This is a genomic window from Prolixibacter sp. DSM 2831, assembly GCF_056493735.1.
The window spans coordinates 3,886,834-3,913,484 of the sequence record NZ_CM151379.1 but is presented as its reverse complement, the minus strand read 5'-3'; the positions used below and the strand labels follow the sequence as shown (position 1 = coordinate 3,913,484).

Annotated in this window: 25 protein-coding genes; 20 read left to right on the top strand and 5 right to left on the bottom strand. The window is 44.9% G+C overall.

Annotated features, from left to right (window positions below; genetic code table 11):
* Position 1: 1 nt before the first annotated feature.
* The 8 genes from AC060N_RS16040 (at position 2) to AC060N_RS16005 (ending at position 6,130) form a co-directional block, all read left to right on the top strand.
* Positions 2-157, top strand: coding sequence for a hypothetical protein (locus tag AC060N_RS16040; protein ID WP_479524700.1), 156 nt, complete (start codon positions 2-4; stop codon positions 155-157).
* Positions 158-309: 152 nt separating this feature from the next.
* The gene (locus AC060N_RS16035; protein ID WP_228491996.1) at positions 310-1,146 is read left to right on the top strand and encodes a prephenate dehydratase; all 837 of its coding nucleotides are present in this window, start codon (positions 310-312) and stop codon (positions 1,144-1,146) included.
* A gap of 10 nt (positions 1,147-1,156) precedes the next feature.
* Entirely contained in the window at positions 1,157-1,675 is a 519-nt protein-coding gene (locus tag AC060N_RS16030) for a flavodoxin (protein ID WP_479524699.1), read from the top strand.
* A 334-nt stretch (positions 1,676-2,009) separates the two neighbouring features.
* Positions 2,010-3,356, top strand: a complete 1,347-nt coding sequence (locus tag AC060N_RS16025; protein ID WP_479524698.1) for an aminotransferase class I/II-fold pyridoxal phosphate-dependent enzyme — start codon at positions 2,010-2,012, stop codon at positions 3,354-3,356.
* 40 nt (positions 3,357-3,396) lie between these two features.
* Complete coding sequence (locus AC060N_RS16020; RefSeq protein WP_106543939.1) at positions 3,397-3,624, top strand: 4Fe-4S dicluster domain-containing protein; 228 nt, start codon at positions 3,397-3,399, stop codon at positions 3,622-3,624.
* Positions 3,625-3,649: 25 nt separating this feature from the next.
* Positions 3,650-4,735, top strand: a complete 1,086-nt coding sequence (locus tag AC060N_RS16015) for a 3-methyl-2-oxobutanoate dehydrogenase subunit VorB (protein WP_479524697.1) — start codon at positions 3,650-3,652, stop codon at positions 4,733-4,735.
* Positions 4,736-4,738: 3 nt separating this feature from the next.
* On the top strand, positions 4,739-5,551 hold the full coding sequence (locus AC060N_RS16010) for a thiamine pyrophosphate-dependent enzyme (protein ID WP_106543941.1): 813 nt from the start codon (positions 4,739-4,741) through the stop codon (positions 5,549-5,551).
* Between the two features lie 27 nt (positions 5,552-5,578).
* Complete coding sequence (locus AC060N_RS16005; protein ID WP_479524696.1) at positions 5,579-6,130, top strand: 2-oxoacid:acceptor oxidoreductase family protein; 552 nt, start codon at positions 5,579-5,581, stop codon at positions 6,128-6,130.
* Positions 6,131-6,191: 61 nt separating this feature from the next.
* On the opposite strand, the gene AC060N_RS16000 is transcribed toward AC060N_RS16005, so the two are convergent.
* Complete coding sequence (locus tag AC060N_RS16000) at positions 6,192-6,617, bottom strand: FKBP-type peptidyl-prolyl cis-trans isomerase (RefSeq protein WP_479524695.1); 426 nt, start codon at positions 6,615-6,617, stop codon at positions 6,192-6,194.
* Positions 6,618-6,991: 374 nt separating this feature from the next.
* On the opposite strand from AC060N_RS16000, the gene AC060N_RS15995 reads away from it, so the two are divergent.
* The gene (locus tag AC060N_RS15995) at positions 6,992-7,849 is read left to right on the top strand and encodes an outer membrane beta-barrel protein (protein WP_479524694.1); all 858 of its coding nucleotides are present in this window, start codon (positions 6,992-6,994) and stop codon (positions 7,847-7,849) included.
* A 98-nt stretch (positions 7,850-7,947) separates the two neighbouring features.
* Here AC060N_RS15995 and nadD read toward each other — a convergent pair whose 3' ends face one another.
* The 3 genes from nadD to AC060N_RS15980 are packed head-to-tail and all read right to left on the bottom strand — an operon-like array spanning position 7,948 to position 9,998.
* Positions 7,948-8,517: a nicotinate (nicotinamide) nucleotide adenylyltransferase gene (gene nadD, locus AC060N_RS15990; RefSeq protein WP_479524693.1), complete on the bottom strand. Its 570-nt coding sequence runs from the start codon at positions 8,515-8,517 to the stop codon at positions 7,948-7,950.
* Between the two features lie 9 nt (positions 8,518-8,526).
* Positions 8,527-9,096, bottom strand: a complete 570-nt coding sequence (gene gmk / locus AC060N_RS15985) for a guanylate kinase (protein ID WP_479524692.1) — start codon at positions 9,094-9,096, stop codon at positions 8,527-8,529.
* 26 nt (positions 9,097-9,122) lie between these two features.
* Positions 9,123-9,998, bottom strand: coding sequence for a YicC/YloC family endoribonuclease (locus tag AC060N_RS15980; protein WP_479524691.1), 876 nt, complete (start codon positions 9,996-9,998; stop codon positions 9,123-9,125).
* Between the two features lie 261 nt (positions 9,999-10,259).
* Between AC060N_RS15980 and AC060N_RS15975 the strand changes: the two genes are divergently transcribed.
* Positions 10,260-16,097, top strand: coding sequence for an alpha-2-macroglobulin family protein (locus tag AC060N_RS15975; RefSeq protein ID WP_479524690.1), 5,838 nt, complete (start codon positions 10,260-10,262; stop codon positions 16,095-16,097).
* Between the two features lie 359 nt (positions 16,098-16,456).
* Here the strand turns inward: AC060N_RS15975 and AC060N_RS15970 are convergent, their stop codons facing one another.
* Positions 16,457-16,819 (bottom strand): hypothetical protein, encoded by a 363-nt coding sequence (locus AC060N_RS15970; protein ID WP_479524689.1) that lies wholly within the window; start codon positions 16,817-16,819, stop codon positions 16,457-16,459.
* A gap of 209 nt (positions 16,820-17,028) precedes the next feature.
* On the opposite strand from AC060N_RS15970, the gene AC060N_RS15965 reads away from it, so the two are divergent.
* The 10 genes from AC060N_RS15965 (at position 17,029) to pstC (ending at position 26,650) form a co-directional block, all read left to right on the top strand.
* A complete protein-coding gene (locus AC060N_RS15965; protein ID WP_479524688.1) occupies positions 17,029-17,610 on the top strand; it encodes an RNA polymerase sigma factor in 582 nt (193 codons plus the stop codon).
* Positions 17,611-17,632: 22 nt separating this feature from the next.
* On the top strand, positions 17,633-17,983 hold the full coding sequence (locus AC060N_RS15960) for a hypothetical protein (RefSeq protein WP_479524687.1): 351 nt from the start codon (positions 17,633-17,635) through the stop codon (positions 17,981-17,983).
* Positions 17,984-18,078: 95 nt separating this feature from the next.
* Entirely contained in the window at positions 18,079-19,764 is a 1,686-nt protein-coding gene (ettA, locus tag AC060N_RS15955) for an energy-dependent translational throttle protein EttA (RefSeq protein WP_479524686.1), read from the top strand.
* A 399-nt stretch (positions 19,765-20,163) separates the two neighbouring features.
* Positions 20,164-20,742, top strand: a complete 579-nt coding sequence (locus AC060N_RS15950) for a YceI family protein (RefSeq protein WP_479524685.1) — start codon at positions 20,164-20,166, stop codon at positions 20,740-20,742.
* Positions 20,743-20,839: 97 nt separating this feature from the next.
* On the top strand, positions 20,840-22,093 hold the full coding sequence (locus AC060N_RS15945; RefSeq protein ID WP_479524684.1) for a hypothetical protein: 1,254 nt from the start codon (positions 20,840-20,842) through the stop codon (positions 22,091-22,093).
* A 140-nt stretch (positions 22,094-22,233) separates the two neighbouring features.
* Positions 22,234-22,857 carry a YceI family protein gene (locus AC060N_RS15940; protein ID WP_479524683.1) on the top strand — a complete coding sequence of 208 codons (624 nt, stop codon included), beginning with the start codon at positions 22,234-22,236 and terminating at the stop codon, positions 22,855-22,857.
* Positions 22,854-23,282, top strand: a complete 429-nt coding sequence (locus tag AC060N_RS15935) for an RrF2 family transcriptional regulator (RefSeq protein ID WP_479524682.1) — start codon at positions 22,854-22,856, stop codon at positions 23,280-23,282. Before AC060N_RS15940 ends, AC060N_RS15935 begins: the two co-directional genes overlap by 4 nt.
* 369 nt (positions 23,283-23,651) lie before the next feature.
* Positions 23,652-24,641 (top strand): hypothetical protein, encoded by a 990-nt coding sequence (locus tag AC060N_RS15930; RefSeq protein ID WP_479524681.1) that lies wholly within the window; start codon positions 23,652-23,654, stop codon positions 24,639-24,641.
* Between the two features lie 60 nt (positions 24,642-24,701).
* Entirely contained in the window at positions 24,702-25,775 is a 1,074-nt protein-coding gene (pstS, locus tag AC060N_RS15925; RefSeq protein WP_479524680.1) for a phosphate ABC transporter substrate-binding protein PstS, read from the top strand.
* Positions 25,776-25,795: 20 nt separating this feature from the next.
* Entirely contained in the window at positions 25,796-26,650 is an 855-nt protein-coding gene (gene pstC, locus AC060N_RS15920) for a phosphate ABC transporter permease subunit PstC (RefSeq protein WP_106541830.1), read from the top strand.
* The last annotated feature ends 1 nt before the right edge of the window (position 26,651 follow it).

Sequence of the window (26,651 nt, the reverse complement as noted above, 5' to 3'; positions counted from 1 at the left end):
TATGAAGAAGTTTCGGGATTTGAATTTGCACGAAAAACTGCTGTTAAGCGCCCTGGTCGTCATTTTGGCCTTGATTGCTTTTAACTGGAGTTCGTTTTCGGCAGGATTGAAGCACAGTTTTAGTGTATATACCGAGCAGCCGGCAACAAAGAATTAACATTAACGGAAGAACTGGAATGTGAGTAAATTCCGTTATGTAAAACCTTATGAATTGGAACACTGCTGTATGGAAACAGCCGAAAGCCGCAGGAAACGGGATTTTTTTAGTTAACTTGCTCTGGATTAATAAACGGATTTAAAATTGATTTAGTGAAAAAGATATCCATACAGGGAATAAAAGGCTCGTTTCATGAGGATGCCGCCCGGAAATATTTTGGCGAGGATGTAGAAATAGTGGAGTGCCGGACGTTTCGCAAGGTTTGCGAGTTGCTCGATCGCGATGAAGTTGATGGAGCCGTGATGGCTATCGAAAATTCCATTGCCGGAAGCTTGCTGGCAAATTATGCTTTGCTGCATGATTTCCATTTGCATATTGTCGGTGAGATTTATCTGCATATTCAAATGAATCTGATGGTGTATCCGGGAACAAAATTCGACGACATTCAGGAGATTCATTCGCACCCGATTGCGCTCAGGCAGTGTTCCGAATATATCGACCAACACTTTGGTGAGATAAAGCTGCAGGAGAAATCAGATACCGCCGGAGCAGCGCAGGAGCTGGCCCGCGAAAAGTATAACAATGTAGCGGCCATTGGAAATCAGCGTTCCGCTGATATTTATGGTCTTGAAATACTGGATAAGGGTATTGAAACGAATAAGAAGAATTACACACGCTTTTTCATCTTATCGAAACACAACAACCCGATAGCGGGAACCAATAAGGCGTCCATCTCTTTTCAATGTGGACATTATTATGGTGCCTTGGCGAAAGTGTTGACCATTTTTGGTGACAACCAGATAAATTTGACGAAAATTCAGTCCATTCCCATTCTTGGGAAACCCAATGAATATTCATTCCATGTTGACCTGGAATACGATTCAGAAGATAATTACGAACGTGCCATTCATTTGGTGCTGAGAAATGTTTCGAGTCTTGCCATCATGGGTGAATACAGAAAGGGGGATATTGAGTTAAACAAACCATAAACCTCAAGCAATGAGTAAAATCGCATTATTCTTCGGACCATTAAACGGTTCGGTGCATCACGCGGCTAAAAAAGTAGCGCAGGAGTTCGGTGAAGAGAACATCGATTTGATACCGGTCAGTCAGGCATCCATTAATGATTTGAACAACTATGAGAAAATCATTTTTGGAATTTCCACGGTAGGAAAAGATACCTGGGACCAGGAATTCACCAATACCGATTGGGCAGAGTTCTTCCCGGTAGTTCGTGATTTCGATTTCAGCGGCAAAAAGGTTGCTCTGTTCGGCCTGGGCGATCATATTACCTACGCTTATCACTATGTCGATGCAATGGGGCTCCTGGCCAAAATTATCCTGAAAAATAAGGGTACCCTTATCGGGAAAACATCTCCGGAAGGATACACTTTCCAGGATTCGGAAGCATTGAAAGACGGAATGTTTCTGGGCTTGCCTCTCGACGAAGATTATGAATCTGATCTGACGGCCGAAAGAGTAAAAGCCTGGGTTGCTCAGCTGAATAGTGAATTTTGATATAAAAAAGCCGTTGTATAGCAACTGTTGATACAGCGGCTTTTTTTAATCGTTTTCAACGAAAGAACAGGTTCAGGTTTACGTAAAAGTTGATTGAAATCGAAATCTGAACAACACACTTGGAAGCTATTTCCAAGAAATGGTCAAAAAAAGGCCAAAAAATCCTGAGGCGGAGATTGTAAAATTGAAGGCGAAAAAGGATAGTTTTTTATCAAACTGAAAGCGCCGGATCATTAGTTTCATCCGGATCGTAAAAACATGTTGCCTAGCATTCTGCAAGGCTTTGCGAAACCTGCTATTCTTCGTTTATTTCCTAACAAATTAGAAAATCAAGATGACCGATACACCAATTAACAGAGAAGTTGTTGAACAAAATATTCAGGCGTTGGATGTCCCTGATTTGGGAAAAGCTTCCATCCGCGAAATCGTTCAACTGGTAAGTAATATCGAAGCAAAAACAGGCGATCGATATGTTCGTATGGAAATGGGTATTCCGGGGTTGCCTCCGGCCCATATTGGTGTTGAAGCGGAAATCGAAGCGCTAAAAAATAACGTAGCTTCTATTTATCCCCGAATCGATGGAATTCAGCCACTGAAGGACGAGGTTTCGCGCTTTGTGAAACTTTTTATGAATATCGATGTGGACCCGCTGGGATGTATCCCGACCGTTGGTTCCATGCAGGGAGGATACGCTGCTTTTCTCGTAGCCGGAAATTGCCGGAAAGAGCGCGATACCGCATTGTTTATTGACCCGGGATTTCCGGTTCAGAAACAGCAGTTTCTGGTCATGGGACAGAAGTTTGAATCGTTCGATGTTTACGATTATCGTGGCGAGAAACTTCGCGAAAAACTGGAGTCATTCCTTTCGAAAGGGAATATCCACTCCATTATATACTCTAACCCGAATAACCCGTCATGGATTTGCCTCACGGAAGCTGAATTGCAAATCATCGGGGAGTTGGCCAATAAGTATGATGTAACCGTGATGGAAGACCTGGCCTATTTTGCCATGGATTTCCGGACAGATTTGTCGAAACCGGGTGTGCCACCTTATCAACCAACGGTCGCACGTTATACTGATAACTACGTGTTGCTGATTTCGAGTTCGAAGGTATTCTCATATGCCGGGCAGCGCATTGGTGTCATGGTTATTTCCGATGCACTTTATCACCGGAAGTATCCGAACCTGGAAGCACGATTGAATGTGCACACTTTTGGTGGAGCGATTGTTCACCGGGCGCTTTACTCGTTGTCGTCGGGTACGTCGCACTCAGCACAGTATGCTTTGGCTGCGATGTTAAAAGCCGCAAGCGATGGCAAGTTCGATTTTGTGAAAGACGTGAAGGAATACGGTGAGCGGGCACACATCATGAAGGAGATGTTCCTCAAAAACGGATTCCGGATTGTATATGATAAAGATATGGACGAGGAGATAGGCGACGGTTTCTATTTTACGATAGATTATCCCGGCATGACCGGAGGCGAGTTGCTTCACAATCTCTTGTTCTATGGTGTTAGCGCCATTACGTTAGGCAACACCGGAAGTACAAAAGAAGGTTTGCGTGCTTGCGTTTCGCATGTTGGGCGCGACCAGTTTTCAGACCTGGAAAAAAGACTCGAACAATTTCATCACGATTTCCCGGTAGGGGAGAAACGGGAGAAAAGTCGTGAGATGATATAGAAAATCAAAGAATCAACGATAACCAAAAAATCAATTTAGAATGGCTAAAGTTAAAGGAGCGGTAGTAGTTGACGTGGACACGTGCAAAGGATGTAATTTGTGCGTAGTGGCATGTCCTACTCAGACACTGGCTTTGCACCGCAACGTCAACGGAAAGGGATATCATTATTCGTACATGGAGAATCCGGAGGCTTGCACTGGTTGCTCAAACTGCGCTATGGTTTGTCCGGACAGTTGTATTACGGTGTATAGAGCCAAAATTGCTTAACTAACATTCAAGAAACGTTAACATAATGGGAGAACTAAGATTAATGAAAGGTAATGAGGTGATTGCCGAAGCTGCCATCCGTTGTGGATGTGACGGTTATTTCGGATATCCTATTACCCCGCAATCCGAAGTTATGGAAACCCTGATGAACCGTCGTCCCTGGGATGAAACTGGCATGGTGGTACTTCAGGCCGAAAGTGAGGTGGCTTCGATTAACATGGTTTATGGAGCTGCCGGCTCAGGAAAGAAAGTAATGACTTCTTCGTCAAGTCCCGGTATCAGCCTGATGGCAGAAGGAATTTCCTATCTCGCCGGTGCTGAATTACCTTGTTTAATTGTGAATGTGCAGCGTGGTGGTCCTGGTTTGGGAACCATTCAGCCTTCGCAAGCCGATTATTTCCAGGCAACCAAAGGTGGTGGCCATGGTGACTACCGGTTGATTGTACTCGCTCCTGCATCCGTTCAGGAGATGAACGATTTTGTCGACCTGAGTTTCGAACTGGCGTTCAAATACCGTAATCCGGTGATGATTCTGTCGGATGGAGCGATTGGTCAGATGATGGAAAAAGTGGAGCTGGCAGATTACAAGCCCCGCTGGACCGACGAAGAAGTAAAAGAGATTTCAGGAAGCTGGGCAGCTATTGGTAAAAGCCCCGACCGCGAGCAGAATATCATCACTTCGCTAGAGCTGGAATCAGATAAGATGGAACGGAACAACATTCGTTTCCAGGCAAAATATCAGAAGATTCAGGAGAACGAAGTACGCTTCGAAGCGATCGAATGCGACGATGCTGATTATGTAATCGTAGCGTTTGGTTCGGCTGCACGTGTTTGCCAAAAGACCGTGCAACTGGCGCGCGCAAAAGGACACAAAGTAGGTTTACTTCGTCCGATTACCCTGTTCCCATTCCCAACGGAAGAAATCAAAAAAATGGCCGGACGCGTGAAAGGATTCCTCTCGGTTGAGATGAATGCCGGACAGATGGTGGAAGATGTTCGCCTGGCTGTGAATGGTAAGGTTCCGGTTGAGTATTACGGACGAATGGGAGGTATCATTCCTTCGCCTGATGAAGTTGAAAAGGCACTCGAACAAAAATTGATAGGAGGATAAACCATGGCAGAAGTAGCAGAAAATATACAGAATATCATCAAGCCGGAGAATTTGGTTTACCAGAAGTCTCCTGTATTGACGGATAAAGTGATGCACTATTGTCCGGGCTGCAGCCATGGTGTAGTGCACAAAATTATTGCCGAAGTGATTGATGAGATGGGCATTCAGGAAGACACCATCGGTGTTTCGCCGGTAGGATGTTCGGTGTTTGCCTACAACTACATCGATATCGATTGGCACGAAGCAGCTCACGGTCGCGCACCGGCAGTGGCTACAGGTGTAAAGCGGGTTTTCCCGAATAAGTTCGTCTTCAGTTACCAGGGCGACGGCGATCTGGCAGCGATTGGTACTGCGGAAACGATGCACGCGGTTAACCGGGGCGAGAATATCGTGATGGTATTCATTAATAACGCTATTTACGGAATGACCGGTGGCCAGATGGCTCCTACGACGATGGTTGGGCAGGTAACCGCTACTACGCCTCATGGTCGTAACGTCGATCTGAATGGATACCCGCTGAAAATTACCGAGCTGATTGCCCAGTTGCCAGGTGCAGCGTATGTGACCCGTCAGAGTGTTCAGACGCCGGCAGCCGTTCGGAAAACGAAAAAAGCCATCCGGAAAGCATTTGAAGTGCAGGCCAACAAAAAGGGAACTGCTTTTGTGGAAGTAGTTGCAACCTGTAATTCAGGATGGAAAATTTCTCCGGTTGAGTCCAACGAATGGATGGAGGAACACATGTTCCCGTTCTATCCGCTTGGCGACCTGAAAGACGGAGAAAAAGAAGATCCGGAAGCGTTGAAAATGAATGTTTAATTGATTACCGAACCAAAAAATCAAGAAATGACTGAAGAAATCATTATAGCCGGATTCGGTGGACAAGGCGTTCTTTCCATGGGAAAAATCCTGGCGTATTCCGGTGTCATGCAGGATCAGGAAGTAACCTGGTTCCCTTCATACGGACCTGAAATGCGCGGTGGAACAGCTAACGTGTCTGTTATCATCAGTGACGAACGCATCAGTTCTCCTATTCTGCACGAATTCGATACCGCCATCATCCTGAACCAGCAATCGCTGGATAAATTCGAACAACAGGTGAAGCCAGGCGGCGTTTTGTTATACGATCCGAATGGAATCGTTCATCCTCCTACACGTAAGGATATCAATATTTACAAAGTGGAAGGAGCGCGTTTGGCAGCTGAAATGGGCAATCCCAAAACATTCAACATGATTGTGATGGGCGCTTACCTGAAAGTGAAGCCCATCTTTCCGATGGAGAAAGTTGAAAAGGGATTGGAGAAATCACTTCCCGAAAGGCACCACAAACTGATTCCGCTGAACCTCGAAGCCATTGGGGTGGGGCAGAAGAATATGGAAACAGTGCACACCGTTTAAACTTGATACAATAGAATCAGCCCGGGCATTTTGTTCGGGTTTTTTCTTTTTATAAAACCGCTTACCAACACTCAAGAAGCGAGACATCAAAAATCACGACGGCATTCGGGCCAATTCTTCCACCCGAACCTCGTTTACCCCAGGCCAGTTCCGGCGGAATATAAAACTTGTAACGACTTCCGGTTTTCATCATCAGTAATCCTTCCTGGTAACCGTCGATGGTTTCCTTCAGCCAGAATTCAATCGGTTCGTTGTTCTTGTAGGTATCGTCCAGTATTTTACCGCCAACCAGCATAGCCCTTTGATGGACTTTTACATAGCCATCCGGATCGGGAACTGCTCCGTCACCCTCTTTGATAATTTCGTATTGAAGTCCGGATTCCGTGACATTAATTTCCGGTTTTTTCACGTTCTTTTCCAGAAAATCTTCGCTGGTTTTTCGGTTCTGACCAGACGAACCTCCCTGCTTTTTGTTCTTCTTTTTCATCTTTTACAAAGAAAGCGAATCATGAGTAAATAGCGTTAAAATTACACTTGAAGGGTTTCTTATGTTTTATAATAGCAATTTTTTTCACATCTAAATATTGTAATGTTTCGATTTGTATGGAATCTTAAGTAATTGTGATCCAAACAAAAAACTGCTGCTGATTTTTAACTTAATTTTAGAATTTTTAAACCTAATATTCTAAAAATCTGAAGGGCAGCAAGTTATGTTTTGCTAATTAATATTTTGTTTCTACTTTCACGCCACTTTTAATATTACTTAATTGTTTAAATAGTTCGCATTATCAATGAGTTACGTAGATTCATTCTGAATAGGCGAAAAGTTTAACAGACCATTTACGTTCAAAAAATAAGCAAATGAAATTACTGAAAACTATCGCAATTGCTTTGATGGTGATGGGCATCGGCCAGTCACTTTCAGCACAGAATTTTTACCTCAAAGCTCGAGGCGGATACGGATGGGGTGTATCCAAAGATGGTTATTATGTCGATTTAGGCCAGGGAAAAGTTACGGCTGATGGCTACCAGGAGCAGATCTACACTTCGATTGGTGCCGGTATTCCTGTCGGAATTTCTGCTGGTTATTACCTGAACGATAACATTGGTGCAGAAGTTGATTTCACGTACCTTTTTGGTAACACAGTAACTGTTGCCGATTACGGTGTGCCTAATTCAGCAGGTCAGCAACCCAAAATTGATGTTTACACACGTCAATATCGTGTTTCACCGACCATTATTATGAGCACCGGTCACTCGAAGAAATTCTCGGTTTACACCAAAGTTGGATTTGTATTGCCTGTTGGTGGATACTCGATGGTGAATGCTAATATAACTCAGTTTATGCCAAATCCTTCTGACCCAACCCAATTGGTTCCGGTTGCAGATTTGAAAGTTGAACAGAAAATGTACGGTAAATTCTCTTTGGGTTTCAAAGGTGTTTTGGGTATGGAATATAAACTGAACGACAAGCTTTCAGTATTCACCGAGATTGAAGGTGTTTACCTGAACATTAAGCGGAAGAAATCAAAAGTTACTAAGTATGAGGTAAACGGTAACGATGCCTTGAATACTTATCCCGGCCCGATAGAAGTTACCTACAAAGACAAAATTCAGGTTGACCAGAGCGGTAATCCGGTAGATGCGAACGAAGCATTGTCAACTACTTCTCCTTACAGCAAGCAAGGTATCAACCTTGGTTTTACTTACTATTTCTAAGAAGAAGCAAAATGTCTTGAGTCGAAATGAGTCTTTCGATTAACAAGTTCATTCAGATATAAAAGGAAGCCACGCCAATGACGGTGTGGCTTTTTTCTTTAGCTGAAATTCTTAGAGAGAATGTAATCCGCAACCTTTTGTGGAACCAGAGGAACAAGTGATAGTCCCTGGCTTAAGCGCCCCCTGATTTCGGTCGAAGAGATATCCAGGAGTGGAGCATTGAGTAGTGTTACGTTCGGGTGGTTTGCCAGTTCTTCGTTTTCGTAGCCCGGTCGGGGATAAACGATCAGCCCAAATTCATCGAGAATCTTCCGGTGGTCACGCCAATGGTCAAATGCTTCGAGGTTGTCTCCGCCAATCAGTACGTTGAACGAGTGTTGAGGAAACTCCTGTTTCAACCGCAAAAGGGTTTGGTAAGTGTACGATGGACGAGGCAAGTGAAACTCATTGTCCGATGCTTTGATTCCCTCTTTTCCTTCAATGGCCAGTTGAACCATGGCCAACCGATCCGCTTCCGGCCAGAGCGCCTCCTCTTCTTTCAACGGATTCTGAGGAGAAACAACCAGCCAAAGTTCATCGGACATTTTTTCATCGAGCACCTTCTGTGCAACTGCCAAATGTCCGGCATGAATGGGGTTGAAGGAACCAAAGTAGAGTGTAATTTTCATTGGCCCGGATTATTTTTCCAGAAAAGCCCTCACCGTCTCTTCTGCTTCTTTGAATGCGGTTTGCAGATCGTCGTTCACCAGAATGTAATCGAAGTATTTGGCGTAAGTCAATTCATGCTTGGCTTTGGCCACCCGCTCGGCAATCACTTCCGGACTATCGGTTGATCGGGCGATGAGCCGTTTCTCTAACTCCTCAATACTGGGCGGTTTGACAAACACGGCCAGTGCTTCGTCGCCATAAAATTTCTTGATGTTTGTTCCGCCGACTACATCTACATCAAACAGCACGTGGTGTCCTTTTTCGCGGATGCGTTCCACTTCGCTTTTCAGGGTACCGTAGTAACTACCGGCATAAACTTCTTCCCATTCGAGAAATTCATCAGCTTCCAGTTTCGACTTGAATTCATCAACCGAAAGGAAATAATAATCCTTCCCGTCGGTCTCTCCGTTTCTGGGTTGACGGGTGGTTGCTGAAATCGAAAAATCAAAATCGAACGGACAGGTGAGCAGGTGTTTTACAATGGTTGTTTTGCCCGAGCCGGACGGTGCCGAAAATATAATCAGTTTGCCTTTCTTCATTTTACCAATAATCGCTCTTCCGGGAATTACAATACGTTCAGCGTCTGCTCTTTCACCCGCTCCAGCGAGTCTTTCATCTGAATAACAATCTTCTGGATTTCGGCATGGTTTGCTTTGGAACCCATGGTGTTAATTTCACGCCCGATTTCCTGGGCAATGAATCCTAGTTTTTTTCCAACCGGTTCATTGAGTTTCATGGTTTCCAGGAAATAAATACAATGGTTGGCCAGCCGGACTTTCTCTTCGTTGATGTCCAGTTTTTCCAGGTAGTAAATCATTTCCTGCTCCAATCGGTTGTTATCAACTGAATCGGAAGCTTCCAGTTCTTTCAGATTATCCATAATGCGCTCTTTCACTTTGTCGAGGCGCTCTTTCTCAAAAGGCTCAACATCCGGAAGCAGATTCTGAATATTCTGGATGTTTGCTTCAATGTCTTTGTACAGCGCGTCGCCTTCCTGGGTTCTGAATTCATCGAGGTTAAGAAGCGCTTTTTTCACTTTAGAGATAATCTGTTTCCATTCCTCTTCATCCAGTTCTTCGCGTTCCACTTTTACCGTATCCGGAAGGCGCATCACGATGTCGAGCAACGATTGGTTCTCGTCGATTCCGAGTTCTTTCCTGACGGAATTAAGTTGCTGGTAGTAATCGCGCACTACTGCACTATTAATGGTCGCATTGCTTTCCTCGCCAAGCGATTCAAGGTACATACTGTATTCTACTTTCCCGCGTCCCAGTATGTCAGATATTAATTTCCGGATGGAAATATCTTTCTCTTTGTAGAGTCCTGGTATCCGGGTGTTGATATCAAGTTGCTTGCTGTTCAGCGATTTTACCTCAATGGTAATCTTCTTGTTAGGTAGTTCGCATTCGGCTTTTCCGTAGCCGGTCATCGATTTCATCATGGACGAAAAATTTTGTTCACAAAATTAGGCTTTTCAAACGGCATTCTAAAAAAGTGAGTGCCGATTGCGTATGTTTAATTGAAATTACTGGTAAATTACGTTTTAATTTACTGCAAATGACAGATGATTAGGCTTATTTATTATTGTAAATTAGATTAGAAATTTTTTTGGTGTATGCGGAAGCGAATAGAAATGAGCTTTGTGATACCAATTTTGTTTTACCAGATAGAAAAACCCGAATAAACCAAAATAATGTAACCAATGAAAATGACCTGCCGATTACTCCTTGCTTTATTGCTCATCTCCCTATTTTCAATAACTCAGGCTGCAACACAACAGTTTTCCTACCGGGAAAAATGGTCGGAAGCCGATTCGCTGGCGAATATCCGAAAGCCGGAATCAGTGAAAAAGGTGATAAATCAGATTGCCGCTCAGGCAGTCAAAGAGAACAATGTTCAGGAACGGGTGAAGGCTTTTGCGGCGCTTCAATTTTTTACAGTGAAGGATTCTCTTCCGGAAAATCCGCTACCAACCTGGCAAGAAGAATATGACAAACTGAATGTACCGGGGAAAGCGGTGCTGAAGTCATACGAAGGTTCATATTTGCTACAAATATATCGGGATAATCGTTGGAAAATTCTTGACCGCGCCAGCGGAGGTATCGATTCCACCGATATTAATACGTGGGATGCCGGTTATTTCGTCGACCAAATTCATCGGTGTTTTAATGAGGCATTGCAGAATCCCGACAGCCTGTCGAAAATTCCTGCCAAAAACTGGCAATCACTTGTCATTGATAAAAAGGTGGCCTGGGAGCGAACTCCTACATTGCTCGATTTGGTGGTACGGAAAGCGCTGGACTTTTACCAGGACGGCAGTCTGTTTACCCAGCCGGTTCGCCGGCCGTCACCACCTCCTCAGGACGCTACTCTGGGCTTAAGAAAGCCGGGGGGAGTGATTATTGACCGGAAAACGCCGTTGAATTTTTATGATCATTCAATCATCCTGTACCGGTTACTTGAAAGATATCATCAACAAGACGGAGATTCTGTGGCGTTATTCTATGCCCGGCTCGATCGGATTAAATTCACCTACCGGGAATCATCGCTCGAAAATGCTGACCGTTTGTTTTTGGATGAAATTCACGGACTGGAAAAGACAGTAGCTCATTCCGACCTGTTGGCAGATGTTTGGGAAGCGGAAGCAGATTTTTATCAAATGCGGGGAGGAAAGTTTCGGGAAAATGTTCCGCAAACAGCTGAGCATCGAATGGATTGGCTGAAAGCGGCCAGGTTGTATGAAAAAACCTGGAAAAAATTTCCTGAAACAGAAGCGGGCAAGAGAAGCTTCAATAGTCTTCAGCAACTCCGACGGCCGCAGCTATCCACACAATCCGAACCAGTAGTGAGGCCCGGTTTCCCATTTGCCATAAAATTGGATTACCAGAATCTGAAAAGTGTGAAGGTTTCCATCCACAAAATCAATCAGAAACTTTTCCAAACCTATTTTCTACAATACGGGCAGTTGAAAAGCCGTAAAGATTCCTCGAAGCTACTTGGTAGTCCGGTTATTCAGCAAGAAAAATATACGCTCGTACCTGATAGTGATTTGCGTTCGCATAGCACCGAGTTGCTCCTGAAACCATTAGAGGCTGGAGTTTATGTGCTGCAGATTGATGGCGACGGCTGTGAAAGTCTCTTCCCGCTGACGGTTTCCCGGATATATATAGAACAGGAACGAGTCGATGCCGGAACCGTTTTCTCGGTCCGCCGGCAATCGAACGGAGAAGCTGTTGCCGGAGCCGAATTGAGTATACGAAATTTAAACGGAGAACAACTCAATAAATCTTCAATCAAAACGGACAATAAGGGCAGAGCGCTTTGGACGGGTGAAGGCAATTTGGTACAGGTTCGTTCGTTAGCTGATACGTTGAGTCTGCGTTGGCGTAAGCCATATTACCATAAACAAACCGAGACAACAAAAGAGAAGACCTGGTTTTTCACCGATCGGTCTATCTATCGTCCGGGACAGACAGTTTTATTCAAAGCCATTACTTTCCGGACGCATGGCGATAAGGCCCGCGCGGTTGCCGGAAAACCAATGGTGGTATTTCTGCGTGATGCACATAACCAGGTGATCGATTCACTGAAAATCCTGACTGATCGGTTTGGTAGTGCGACCGGTCAGTTTCGTTTACCGACCAGTAGTTTGGCGGGCAATTTTACGCTGAGAACATCCGATGGATATCAGTCGTTTCGGGTAGAGACTTACCGGCGCCCCGGGTTCCATATTGCATTCGAAAAATTTGATGGTCAGTACGAGGCGGGTCATCCGGTAGAAGTGAGCGGAACAGTCAAGTCATTCAATGGTGTTCCGTTGGCAGGCGTCTCCGGAACCTATAAAATTACCCGGCAAACGCTGTGGTTTGAGCGTTCGGAAAACAATTCCGGCAACGTTCTTTACGGCCAGTTTAAAACGGATGCTAACGGTCTCTTCCATTTCCAATTCATGCCGAAATCCACAGAAAATGACCTTGGCTTAAATTATGACATAGAAGCGGATGTGACTGACATCAGTGGAGAGACACAGTCGGCGAACCAATCATTGAACCTCGCGAAGAAGGCACTGGTCGCTCACCTGAGTGTCCCGCATCAGGTGGATGCTTCCGATAAAAGCATCCGGAAGGGTAAAGGAATAAAGGTGGGGTTGAATTTTACCAATTCGGCCAATCTTTCCGTTTCAGTGAAGGGAACAGTCACTTTTGCCCGGCTTAAAACACCTGATCAATCGTTAAGAGAGCGGGAATGGGAAGCACCTGATCGGCCAATTTACACGAAGGAAGAGTGGAATAAACGGTATCCCGGAAATGTGTATGGTGATAAAATCAAACCGGAGGATATTCCGGTTGAGAAAGTGCTGACCACTTTACAGTTCAACACGAAAGATCGTTCATGGTGTTTCCTCCCGGGGAAAAAGTTAAAGCCCGGTTATTATAAAGTCACAGCCAAAACAGAAGATGCTTTTGGTAGGGAAGTGATTGGAGAACGGGTGATACAGGTATTCCGATCTCAATGCCGGAAATATCCGTTTGTCGATCCATTTTATGCCAACATGGAAAAAACGTCTGTGAAAGTTGGCGACGATTTGAAACTGGATTTGGGGACGACCGGTGAAAGTTTTTGGCAGATTTCGTTGATAGAGCCGGACACTCTGATTCAACTTCCGGTGGTGAAAACGAAAAAGAGCCATCAACAAGTGAATATCCCGGTGACCTCCGATATGGCAAACGGAGTCGCGGTCAGTGTATCAACTGTCCAACGCGGACGGGCTTTTCGGAAGTTTTTCCGAATCGATGTGATGCAACCCAATAAAAAATTGCAGATCGCTACCGTTGATTTTCCGGCAAAGGCAGAACCCGGAAAGGAGGTCAGCTGGAAAATACGCGTGACCGACGAAGATGGTCACCCGGTGCGATCGGAGATGGCTGGGGTTGTTTACGATGCTTCTCTCGATGACATTTTAGCGCATCACTGGAGTCTGAACCTTTTTTATCATTGGTTTTATGTCCGGCAAATGCCGCTCATGGTTCATCCGGTGCAAGCTGATTATGCCCGTTGTCTGGCTCTGCCAATGAAAAATGTGAAACCCGAGGTTGTTCCGGCACTGGGACTTCCGCAATGGATTCTAAATCGTGAGGATCTACACGTTTTACGGGTGGCCAGCGTACAGGTCGAAGAAGCAGAAGCGGACGACGAAACGGTCGTGAAGGTGAGAGGTTTTTCTACGGTATCCCCAAAGAAGGAAATGTCCGGAAATATTAGGAGTGACTTCCGCGAAACGGCCTGGTTTGGTCCGCAGTTGAAAACGGATGCCAATGGAATGGCCACCATTCATTTCCGCATGCCCGATGCGTTGACAAAATGGAAATTCATGGCACTGGCACATACCATCGACGGTAAAACCGGCACGGTTGATACTTCTTTTGTCAGCCAAAAGTCCTTCATGGTAGAACCCTATCCGGTGCGTTTCCTGGTGGCTGGCGACCAGGTGGAGTTGCCGGTGAAAGTGACCAACCTTTCGGGGAAAGAGCTGGAAGCTGATATTCAGTTGAAGCTGGTTAGTGCCGATGGCAGCCATTTCTCGCTACCTGGATTTGAACCGCGCCACATCGCATTGGAGGATGGCGAATCGGGAGTCGTAAAGTGGTTGGTAAACGCACCTGAGAAACCAGGTTTGTATCGGATTCAGGTAACCGGTTCCGCTGGTTCCCTGAGCGATGGCTACGAAAGAACGATTAATGTACTTCCGGCAAAACAATGGATGGTACAGTCGGAAACGTTCCGGTTAAAACCGGGAACAGCGAAAACCTGGAATCCATTATTTCCGAAAGGAAAGCAACAAGATAATGACCGCTGGACACTGGAATGGATGGGAAATCCGGTTTGGCAGGCTATTGAAGCATTGCCCTCGGTGATGAGCAGCCGGCCGAGCAGCGCAACCGGTCTGGCCAACCGGCTGTATGCATACGCAACCGTTCAAAACTTGCTGAAACAACATCCGGATATTCAAACAGAATTGGCCAAACAAAGAGCCCGGTTACTGAATACAACCGACTCGCTAAAAACGCAGATGGAGCGTAACGATGATTTGACTGCCATCCGGTTGAACGAGACGCCATGGATGGATGATGCCATTCGGGAGAAAAAGCAGTTGCAGTTATTCAATTCTGACACTATTGCGGTGAATATGACAGACGACTTATCACGCCTGAAAGCCATGCAGGAGGAAGACGGCGGTTTTTCCTGGTATCCCGAAATGAAGACGAGTTCATGGATTACCGCACAGGTAGTGAATAGTTTGTCTTCTCTCGTTCATAAGAATGCCTTGTCGGGAAAAGAACAAGCGATGGCGGATACGATACTGTCAAAAGCGATTCATTACCTCGAAGTGGAAATGGTGGCAAGCTACAAACGACTGAGCGATAAAGACCAGAAGCAGTATGTTCCGTCATCCAACATCATCGACTATTTTTACGCTGCTACCGATCTGGAACAGCAAACTGTCGGGAATGAAGGACAAGCCGCAGAGCAATTTTTCTTGCGGAAGCTTTCTCAAACCTGGATGAAATTGAGCTTGTATCAGCAAGCGCAAAGTGCCTTTGTTTTATGGTCGACTGACTACCGGAAAACCGCTCAAACGATTGTTGAGTCGTTAAAGGAACGCGCGGTGAAGAGTAAAGAGTTGGGCATGTATTGGAGAACGGAAAATTCCCCGTGGTTCTACCGCGAGTCGTCACTTTCGTTGCAGGCTGTCATGATGCAGCTGTTTGAGAAAACCGGTGCCCCGGAAGCCGATTTGGCTGCCATGAAGTTGTGGTTGTTACAGCAGAAAAGAACACACGCATGGGCTAACGCAGACGAAACAGTGAAAGCAGTTGAGGCATTGCTATCAACAGGAGCTGATACGAATCTGGAAACATCAGCGCCTATCGTTCTTATAAATGGTCAACCGGTGTCGACAACCCATTCCGGTTCACCGAAAGGATATTTCAAATACACGTTGCCTTCGGGATTGCCCGAAGACGCAAAGCTGGAGCTTCGGAATAACGGAAAGACGACCGGTTTTGGAGCCTTATATCACCAGTTCTTTGCTCCGGTCGATAGCTCATTGTCAACCGGGAACGGAATGACGGTGACCAAGTCGTTGTATCGTGTTGTCCGCAATAATGGCGAAGAATCGCTTACATCCGATTTGAAAGGCCTCAAACCGGGCGACTTAATGATGGTCCGGTTACGGATTCATGCGAATCGTGATTTGGGATTTGTCTCCATCTCCGACGATCGTCCCGCCGGCACCGAACCGGTAAAGCAGCTTTCCGGCTATGAATCGAGCGGTCGCGTGTGGTATTACCGTGTCAACACCGACGAACAAACCCGCTTTTTTATTCAGGAATTAAAACAAGGCGATTATCTGTTGGAATATCCCTTAAGGGTAAGCCACAATGGCGATTTTAGCTCTGGTCGGGTGACGATTCAGTGCCAGTTTGCACCGGCATTCAATGCATCCGATACGGCAGGAGAAGTTATCATTGCACAATAGGTGGAGAACTACCGCGGGCTGTGATGCGGGAGACTCGGTAAACGGGCAAAAAAGGTCTGGACCGCGAAAGTAAGACCCGGTTATGGGGCAAAAGTGGTGCTGAGCTGGGTAGAAAGAGGCCAGACCTGGCTAAAAAAGGTTGGGAGCTGCACCGAAAGGGGCTGTTTCAGGGAAGAGAGGGTCCGGACCTGAGGGAAAAAGAGTCGGGAGCTTTACAGAATAGGTCTGGACCAGAATAAAAAGGGTACAGACCTGGGTGAATGAGGTCGGAAGCGGGATGGAGAGCTACTTTGGTAAGAAAAGAAAAACGGAACGTGATGCAGCTAACGATGGTCATTGCGTCACGTTCCACAGTTGTTTTATATTTTCCGTTTGTTGGCAATGATGAAATAAATAATGAAGCCAAGCGAAACAAAAACCAATACAATTCCAAACGGAATCAGTGCATTATAGGAATGCGCCCATGGGATTCCCGGTAGGTTCTGAATCACGTCGGCTATGATGAGACCGACACCACCCATGAAGGTGACCAAAGCCCATTTCAGGGTTTTATACCGGCTGGGTTCCGGATCTTCAGCTGCGCGCGGCACAACTTCCAAAATGCCGGCTTTTTCAAAATGTCCTTCCTTAATCAGTCTTCGCTTGAGCAGATAATCAGTTAAAATGCGAAGTAGATGATAGAAAGCGTAAAAAACGATAGCGGGTATTAATACTTCTTGCATGATTTTCAGTTTTAAATTGTTGTTTGCCCTATATGTCGACACGGTGGTACGAAAGGTTGCAGCAAATGTCAATTTTTTCAGTTAGCTTTATTTAAAATCCTCCTGAGTGATTGAAAAACAGGGAGGAATAATGATTGAATTGTTTGTCGCAAAAATTTATTGAGCGGGAGTGCAACATTTCTTCAGGTAGTGAAGACATATACATACGTATGAACGATCACGATATCGTAAAACAGGTAGTTAACGGGAATGAAAATGCTTTCCGGTTTTTGGTGCAAAAGCATCAGAGGTTGGTGTGGCATGTGGTTTGGCGTATGGTCGGGAAGCCTGATGAAATCGAAGATATTTGCCAGGATGTTTTTATGAAGGTGTACAAAAATATTCCCCGTTTCCGGAACCAATCGAAGCTGTCGACCTGGATTGCGTCCATTGCCTGGAATACGTGTTCTGATTATCTGAAAAAGCACCAGCGTGATCGGTTGGAATTATTGGAGACTATTCCGGCGAAAGCCGAATTGAGTATGACGGAAGATGCCACCTGGCGGGTGGTTCACGAAACCGACATGAAGGCAGTAGTGCGAAAAGGAATCGAACAGTTGCCGATGCCGTATCAGACCGTTTTGACGCTCTACCACCTGGAGGAGTTTTCGTACCACGAAATTGAAGAGATTACCGGTATGCCGGAAGGAACGGTGAAAAGTTACCTGAACAGGGCGCGAAAACAGTTGAGAGAGATATTGGAACATGCCCTTCCGGGAGAAGCCGGAGTTTTTCATCGAATGGAATTATGATTTTTGATTAAATTAGGACGTTATGAAGGAAGAAGCATACAACGAAATGGACCAGCTGATTCATGAGGTTTTGAAAGAGGAGCCGGAGTTTTCACTTTCGACTGACTTTGCCGATCGCGTAAGCCGGAAAGTGGGAGACCGTATGTTGCGGAGGCGTTTGATTACAGAGTATGCGCTCAAGATTGGCGTGGCTATCGTTCCGCTTCTCGTCCTGGCAGGGATATGGTTTTTTGTTTCTCCGGAAACCATTCAAAGCTGGCTTAGGAATCCAGTGGGCGAATATCTTCCTTATATATTATTAATAGTATTGATTGCTTTTGTTGTTTTCGCCGACCAGGTGGTCCTGCGTTTCTTCTTATTACGAAGAAAATGACCCATTTTCAAAGCCTTTCATCTTAAACTCCCTGATGCCGTTGTCTTTTCGCAGGAAATATGCGAATTTTGCTCTCTGAATTAAAACTTTACTTCATGAGCGAAGACAGACAGATTATTTTTTCGATGTACAAGGTGAGTAAAGCCTTCACCCCACAGAAACAGGTTATCAAAGATATTTCTCTTTCGTTTTTTCTTGGAGCGAAAATCGGGATCATCGGTTTAAACGGTTCCGGAAAATCGACGTTGCTGAAGATTATTGCCGGTTTGGAGCAGGATTATCAGGGCGAAGTGGTTTTTTCACCCGGATATTCTGTTGGTTACCTGCCGCAGGAACCGCAATTGGACGAGTCCAAAACGGTAAAGGAAATTGTGCAGGAAGGTACCCAGGAAGTGGTAGACATCCTGAACGAATACGAAGAGATCAATCAAAAGTTCGGTCTGCCGGAATATTATGAAGATGCCGACAAGATGCAGAAGCTGATGGATCGGCAGGCAGCTTTGCAGGAACAGATTGATGCTACTGATGCTTGGAACCTCGACAACAAACTGGAACGCGCCATGGATGCCCTGCGCTGTCCGGACGGTGAAACACCGGTGAATATTTTGTCGGGAGGTGAGCGTCGTCGTGTAGCGTTGTGTCGTCTACTTTTACAGGAACCTGATGTTCTCCTGCTCGACGAGCCGACAAACCATTTGGATGCGGAATCAGTGCAGTGGCTCGAAATGCACTTGCAACAATATAAAGGTACCGTCATCTCTATCACGCACGATAGGTACTTTCTCGATAATGTGGCTGGCTGGATTCTGGAACTCGACCGTGGTGAAGGTATTCCCTGGAAAGGAAACTACACCGGTTGGCTGGAGCAGAAACAGAAGCGAATGGCCCAGGAAGCCAAAGGAAATGCGAAACGCCGGAAAACCCTGGAGCACGAGCTGGAGTGGGTGAAGATGACGCCTAAAGCCCGTCATGCCAAATCCAAAGCCCGTCTGGGAGCTTACGAAAAGCTGTTGAACGAAGATGTGAAGCAAAAAGAGGAAAAACTCGAGATATTTATCCCCAATGGTCCGCGTTTAGGAGACAAAGTGATTGAAGCGCATGGAGTATCCAAAGGATTTGACGATCGTTTACTGTTTGAAAACCTCGATTTTACCTTGCCGCCGAACGGAATTGTAGGAGTGATTGGTCCGAACGGTGCCGGAAAAACAACGCTGTTCAAGATGATGATGGACATGGAACAGCCGGATGCCGGGACATTCTCTGTTGGTGAGACTGTAAAATTGGGCTATGCCGATCAGACACACGCTGACATCGATCCGGAGAAAACGGTTTATCAGGTAATTTCCGGTGGAAACGATGAAGTGCAGGTAGGCGGACGAGCGATTAACGCGAGAGCCTATGCAGCCCGGTTCAACTTCAGTGGGGCCGACCAGGAGAAGAAGTGCGGCGTTCTGTCGGGAGGTGAGCGCAACAGATTGCATTTAGCGCTTACGCTGAAATCGGGTGCCAACGTGCTGTTGCTCGATGAGCCGACAAACGATATTGATGTGAATACCCTACGGGCGCTGGAAGAAGGTCTAGACAATTTTGCCGGATGTGCTGTGGTAATTTCTCACGATCGGTGGTTCTTGGACCGGATTGCGACCCATATTTTGGCCTTCGAAGGTGACTCTTACGTTCACTTTTTTGAAGGAAGTTACTCCGAATACGAAGAAAATAAGAAGAAACGCCTCGGAGATGCCGGTCCACACCGGATAAAATACAAGAAATTGGTAAAATGAAAATAGTTACATATGTTTATCTGAAAGCCGGATTTTTCCGGCTTTTTTGTTGATTTGAACTTGTGTAAGTGTCACAAATACAGTGTAGAAAGGTGTTTGTTTTAACTTCTTTTTTTCTTTTATACAGATCTTAAGAGTAGAGGGGTAATACATAGAATGATTCTAATTATTTGTTAACATTATTTAAAACTGGTTTAAATAAAATTAGCACTTCTCTTGTAATGCACACATATACAGTTTTATGCGTGTGGTTTTTTACCTATTTTCCTATGTTGTTAAGTCGATTTTGCTAAAAGGATAAGATGCAGCCTAGCTTTTAGCATTTGGCCGGTCTAAAAATTTACTTACGTTTATCCCACCAAAACGATAGGAAAAGTAGGAAATTAAAAACGAATGAAAATGAGAGTAATATCGTTGATTGCCGCTGTTCTTTTTATGTGGAACTGGCAGGTGAAGGCGCAGGAATCATTCCATTTAGTAGCTGATAAAAGTTCAGTCGAGGTTGATGGAACTTCAACGCTACACGATTGGAATATGAAGACGGCCGATTTAAAATGTACAGCTGTGATGGGAATTGATGGGACGGCTGTGAACAGCATTGAAAGTGTGACGTTCTCTTGTCCGGCAGAGAGCCTGAAAAGCCATGAAAGTTCTATTATGGATAAAAAAGCTTACAAGGCTATAAAAACTGATAAGTACCCGGAAATTCGTTTCACTTCGGATAGCGTAGAAAATCTGAAGAGTACCGGAAACGAATTTAGCGGTGACCTGGTTGGAAAGTTTCAGCTGGTTGGTGTGACGAAAACCATTAAAATTCCTTTCAAAGGTAAGGTAACCGATGGGGGACATGCTATTGTTGACGGAAGTTTCAAAATCAAGATGTCCGAGTACGGAATCGAGCAGGTAACCGCCATGTTTGGAGCTATCAAAACCGGCGACGGCCTCACCGTGAAATATAATCTTGAATTTGCAAAGTAATTAAAAACGCAGTGTTCGACCGTGAGTTGGATTAGTGTGAATTGCGGAGACATTGCACCAATAAATAAATAGTAACCACAGATTTTAACCAATTGTTATGAAAAGAGTATTCTTTCTTTTTGCAGGGTTATTGATTGCTTCATTCACTTTTGGACAGCAATTTGAACAACCCAAGCTCGATGGAAGCAATTTTACAAAAGTGAAAGCACACATTGGAGCTGATTTTGCTTTACAATATCAGGCCCTGAGTCAGTCCGCTGACGGTACCGATTTGATTCCGTTGGGTAAAGGATTGAACCTGCCGACAGCTAACATGAAAATTTACGCTGATCTGGCTCCCGGGGTACAGGTTCACCTGACCACTTACCTGTCATCTCGTCACCACGAGGATACCTGGGTAAAAGGAGGATATCTGCTGATGGATCAGCTTCCCTTCCTGAACTCAGAGGCGATTGACAAACTGATGCAGAAACTGACTATCAAAGTAGGTATGATGGAAATCAACTACGGTGATGAGCACTTCCGTCGTTCAGATAACGGTCATGTAATCTCCAACGCATTTGTTGGTAACTACATCATGGATGCTTTCACCACTGCTGGTGCTGCTGAAGTAATGTACCGCAACAATGGCTGGTTGGCAATGGGAGCGGTTTCCAATGGTACCCTGAAACCAGCTATCGCCGGATACAGTGCAAGAAGCAATACCTATACAACATACAATACTGCAGACGAGTTGGCTTTCTATGGAAAAGTAGGTTTTGACAAGCAGTTGACTGATGCTTTCCGTCTGCGTGCAACCCTTTCAGGTTATTCATGTCCGAAAAACCATTTCGGTTCACTGTACAGTGGTGACCGTACCGGTTCTCGCTACTATCTGGTAATGAAAGAGCAAACCGGAAGCGCTGACGATGTAGATATCTCTTCAGGCCATACAACTGGTCGTTGGGGTCCGGGTTTCACCAACAAAGACAACTCTATGATGGCTAACCTTTTCGCTAAGTACTACGGATTCGAATTGTTCGGAACTTACGAAAAAGCAAAAGGTACTGGTGCATTCGGTGGTGATTTCGACTTCAACCAATTTGCAATCGAAGGTATTTATCACTTTGGTGGCCAGGAGCAGTTCTATCTGGGTACTCGCTACAACAAAGTGAAAAACAGTACGGACATGAATATTGACCGTGTACAGATTGCCGGTGGATGGCACATGACCAAAAATATTCTCGCGAAACTGGAGTATGTAAATCAGAACTACAACAACTTCGCACAATACGGAACAAATGCTGGATTTAAAGGCATCATTGTTCGAAGCTGGAATTTCTTTCTAAGTTCATCCAGGTTACATCCATAATATATTGTTTAGTAAAGACCTTCCCTCCTCGTGGGGGAAGGTTCTGTTTTTTCAAAAGGGGTGTAATTAGACATAAGTTACGATTGACTGGAACAAAGTTTTTTTATTCGGGTATACTTAAAATATAACCGGAAAGTAAAATGAAAAGAAGAATTGACATAGTGCGAGTGCTGGTTCTGGCTATTCTTTTTGTCTTCCTGCTACAGTCTGGCGGATGGGCTGAAGGTGCGGATTTCAGAGGAATCTGCCAGTTGGCCAAAGTGCGCATTGACGGCTCTACGAATGTCAATCAGTTTCATTTTTATTATGATCAACCCCAGGAAGAGAACTTTTCGTTAGCCTCATTGTCGGCCGGTTCTGCAGTCGACGCTTCCTCACTCGTTTTTCATGTTCCTGTCGATAAAATTGACGCGAGCAATCCTGCCATGCTCAGTGATTTCAAAGAGTTACTGAAGGCCTCGAAATACCCCAAGATCAGAATCACCCTTCGTGACCACGAATTAGCCAGTTTATTTGCGGCACAGCGTGTTGCCAATATTCCGCTTGCCATTACAATCGCAGGTGTCACCAACGATTATGATACGCCGGTTGAAGTCGTTAACAATGAGGAAAATCGGGTGGTTGTAAAGGGTAGGACCCGTATCCGTCTGACCGACTACAACATTTCTCCGCCGCGTCGTTTCCTGGGAATGATCCGGGTGAAAGACGAAGTATTTATTAATTTTGAGATCAAACTAATCACCCAAAAAGCCAATTCGCCGTGAAGTTTAATACGAAAACCAGATATGGGATCCGTGTAATGATTGAGGTTGCATTAAACAGCGGTCCCGACGGTATTTATCAAAAGGATATCGCCGAAAATCAGGATTTATCAGTAAAATACCTAGACCAGATTATTGCTTCACTGAAAGCAGCAGGTTTAATAGCCAATGTGCGCGGACGAAAGAGTGGCTACATTCTTGGACGCGATCCCTCCCAAATTACCATCTACGACATACACCGGGCCTTCGAACCGGGAATTTGCATTGTCGATTGCCTTTCGAAAAACTACGATTGTGAGAAAGCAGACCATTGCACCGCCCGCGATTTTTGGGATGTTTTAAACCAAAAAGTCGTCGACCATTTTAAGAGTATGACGGTAGAAGAGTTGGTGGCCGATGTACGAAAACGCAACGAAGAAAAGGTGTAAGCATCGCACGCCGGTTTATTACTATCTTTCCAGCTCATTTATTCTTTTCTTTTTCCTGCCGGGAATAGTTTTCAGAGGCCATTTTTTCATGTGATATGGCTGGCGACAATTGTTGTGTTACAAAATTGTTTTTGCCCCGGCTTCATCCTGTTTTATCAACCGTCAGATAAATTGCTGTTCTAACCCGATTGATTGTTTCTCAAAATTGTTACTTCAATGTTACCTGCATGTTTGCAGGTAGTTAAAACCCCTATTCTTTCTGATTAGAGCGCCACTCATCTTGTAACATTATTGTAATTTTTCCTTAACCGAGGTGTAACAACCTCGTAGCACATTTGCTTCCGGAAAGTTACTTTAAGTTATCTAACAATGAGAAAAATTCAATTCAGCCTGCTGCTGCTGATCATGATCAGTGGTAGCCTGTTCGCACAGTCAGCAAAAACGGAAACGAGTAATGCTGATTTCAAACCACACGGAAAAGCTTTTGTTAAGGTTTTCAGTGATTTCAAGTATGAACAAAGTCAGCCGGCATTCGAAGTGACCCGGGCTTATTTCGGTTACGAATATGCCTTTAGTCAGCAGTTTTCCGGTAAGATTAATTTCGATATTGGGAATCCTGGTGTTGGCGGTCTGCAGATGACAGCCTACTTGAAAAATGCTTATTTACAGTACGCCAACGACAACCTGAAATTGAATTTTGGTTTGATTGGGACCAAAGCATTTAATCTTCAGGAGAGCATGTGGGGACATCGTTACCTGTACAAGTCGTTCATGGATCAGCATGGTTACGATCCAAGTGCTGATTTGGGTGCTTCGGCAGTATTGAAACTGGCCTCGGCGGCAAGCTTAGATGTTTCGGTTCTGAACGGTGAAGGGTACAAGCATCTTCAAAAAGACAGTGTTTTGATGTACACAGCTGGTGTAACCCTGAAACCTGTTAAAAACCTTTATGCCCGCCTGTATGTTGATTACATGAAAAAAACTGTTGCTCAGAGTACATATACCGCATTTTGGGGATACAAGGGCGATAAGTTTACAGCTGGTGCTGAATACAACTATCAGCAGGGGCATGGCAACGTAACTGACCACGATTTATCAGGTGTGTCATTGTATACGACTGTGAATGTGGCGAAAAAATCGGATGTCTTTGTTCGTTACGACAACCTGACATCAAAGAAAATTAACGGAGCAGCAAATGGATGGAATATAGCCAAAGACGGTAGTCTGTTCTTAGCCGGTCTGGAGCTGAATCCTGTTAAAGGAGTAAAAGTAGCACCAAACCTCCGTGTGTGGAGTCCGGCTCAGAGCGGAAGCAGTGCTGAAACAGGTTTCTATCTCAATCTGGAAATGAAATTTTAACTCTTCTTCCATAATATTGAAACAGCTTTTTAAATAGTTGAATTATAAAACCTTTTTAAAATGAAAAAGATCCTAATTTTATTGGCTGTCGTAACAGCGTTTACAGCATGCAAAAGCGGCAGTAAGAAAAAAGGTACTGATGAGAAGTCGGCCAAGACTGAAATTTCACTGAGTGCCGCAGGTTCTACTTTCGCAGGACCTTTCTACAAAACTGCTTTCAAAAAGTATTTCGATTTAACCGGTGTTCAAACATCTTATGGTCTGACCGGATCGGGTGCTGGTATCCGCAGCCTGAAGGATCGCGTAGTTGACTTCTGTGGAAGTGATGCTTTCTTAAGCGATGCTGAAGCAGCCAATATGCCTGCGCCGGTTGTTCACGTGGCTACCTGTAGCGGTGCTGTTGACATTGCTTTCAACGTACCTGGAATCGATTCAATCAAACTGGATCAAGAAGTATTGGCTGATATTTTCCTCGGAAAAATCACTAACTGGAATGATGCCAAATTGAAAGCAATCAACCCTGGTGTTAAATTCCCCGACCTGGCTATCTCCGTAGTTCACCGTTCAGACGGTAGTGGTACTACCTTCATCTTCAGTGACTACATGTCAAAGATCAGCAAAGAGTGGAAAGATCAAATTGGCGTTGGAAAATCATTGAACTGGCCTGTTGGTATGGGTGCCAAAGGAAATCCTGGCGTTGCCGGAACCATCAGCTCAACAGTTGGTTCTATCGGATACATCGGTTCTGACTATGCATTTGCACAGAAAATCTCTTTCGCTCTGCTGAAAAATGCTGCCGGAAACTATATTGCTCCGACCATCGCTGCTGTTAGTGCTGCTGGTAAAGGTGATATGCCTGCTGATACCCGTATCATGGAAACCAACTCTACAGCTCCTGATGCTTATCCAATCAGTGGATTTACCTGGATCATCCTTTACAAAGAACAAGCATATAACGGCCGCTCACTGGAACAGGCTCAGGCTACTGTGAAACTGATCGACTGGATGCTGGATCCTGCTGCACAGGGAATCGCTAAAGAGTTGAAATATGCACCGCTGCCTGATAAAGTAGTGCAAATTGACAAAGCTATTTTACGGACGGTGACTTACAACGGAAAACCGATACTCAAATAGAATGCTTCTAATTCACTTCAATGAATAATAGCGATAAGATTACAAAATACTTTTTATTTGCAGGATCATTTTTGATTCTGATTGTTGCAGGCGGTATGGTCTACTCCCTTGTTGGGGGGGCCATACCGGCTTTTCATAAATTTGGTTGGCATTTTATCACTTCAACGAACTGGAATCCCACTGAAGGACGGGAAAGTTACGGAGCAATGCCCTTTATTGCCGGTACGATGATTACTTCTGTGCTGGCTTTGCTGATTTCGATACCAATGGCATTTTCGACCTCGTTGTTTGTGTCGGAATATTTTCGTAAAACCCCTGTCGCATCTGTTTTAAGTACACTGGTTGATTTGCTCGCGGGGATTCCTTCCATCGTATATGGCCTCTGGGGCTTTTACACCCTACGCCCGGTTATTATGCATCTCGGACTTAGTCCGCAGGGCTTTGGAGTTTTTACTTCGGGAATCATTCTGGCTATCATGATTATACCTTACGCGACCTCCCTTAGTAATGAGATTATTGTAATGGTGCCCAATGAGCTGAAAGAGGCAGCGTATTCGCTGGGGGCCACCCGGATGGAGGTCATTTTTAATGTGATTGTGCCCAATGCCCGTTCCGGAATTGTAGCCAGTTACATTCTGGCTTTTGGACGTGCTTTAGGTGAAACCATGGCAGTTACGATGTTGATTGGTAATGCGAATAAGGTACCTCATAGTTTATTCGACACCGGTAATACGATGGCCAGTGTCATTGCCAATCAATTTGGTGAGGCAGATGGTCTTAAGTTAAGTTCACTGATTGCCATTGGCCTTTTGCTTTTTGTTATTACCGCACTGGTCAATACCGCCGGCAAATTTATCATCAAAAAATTGTCCTAAC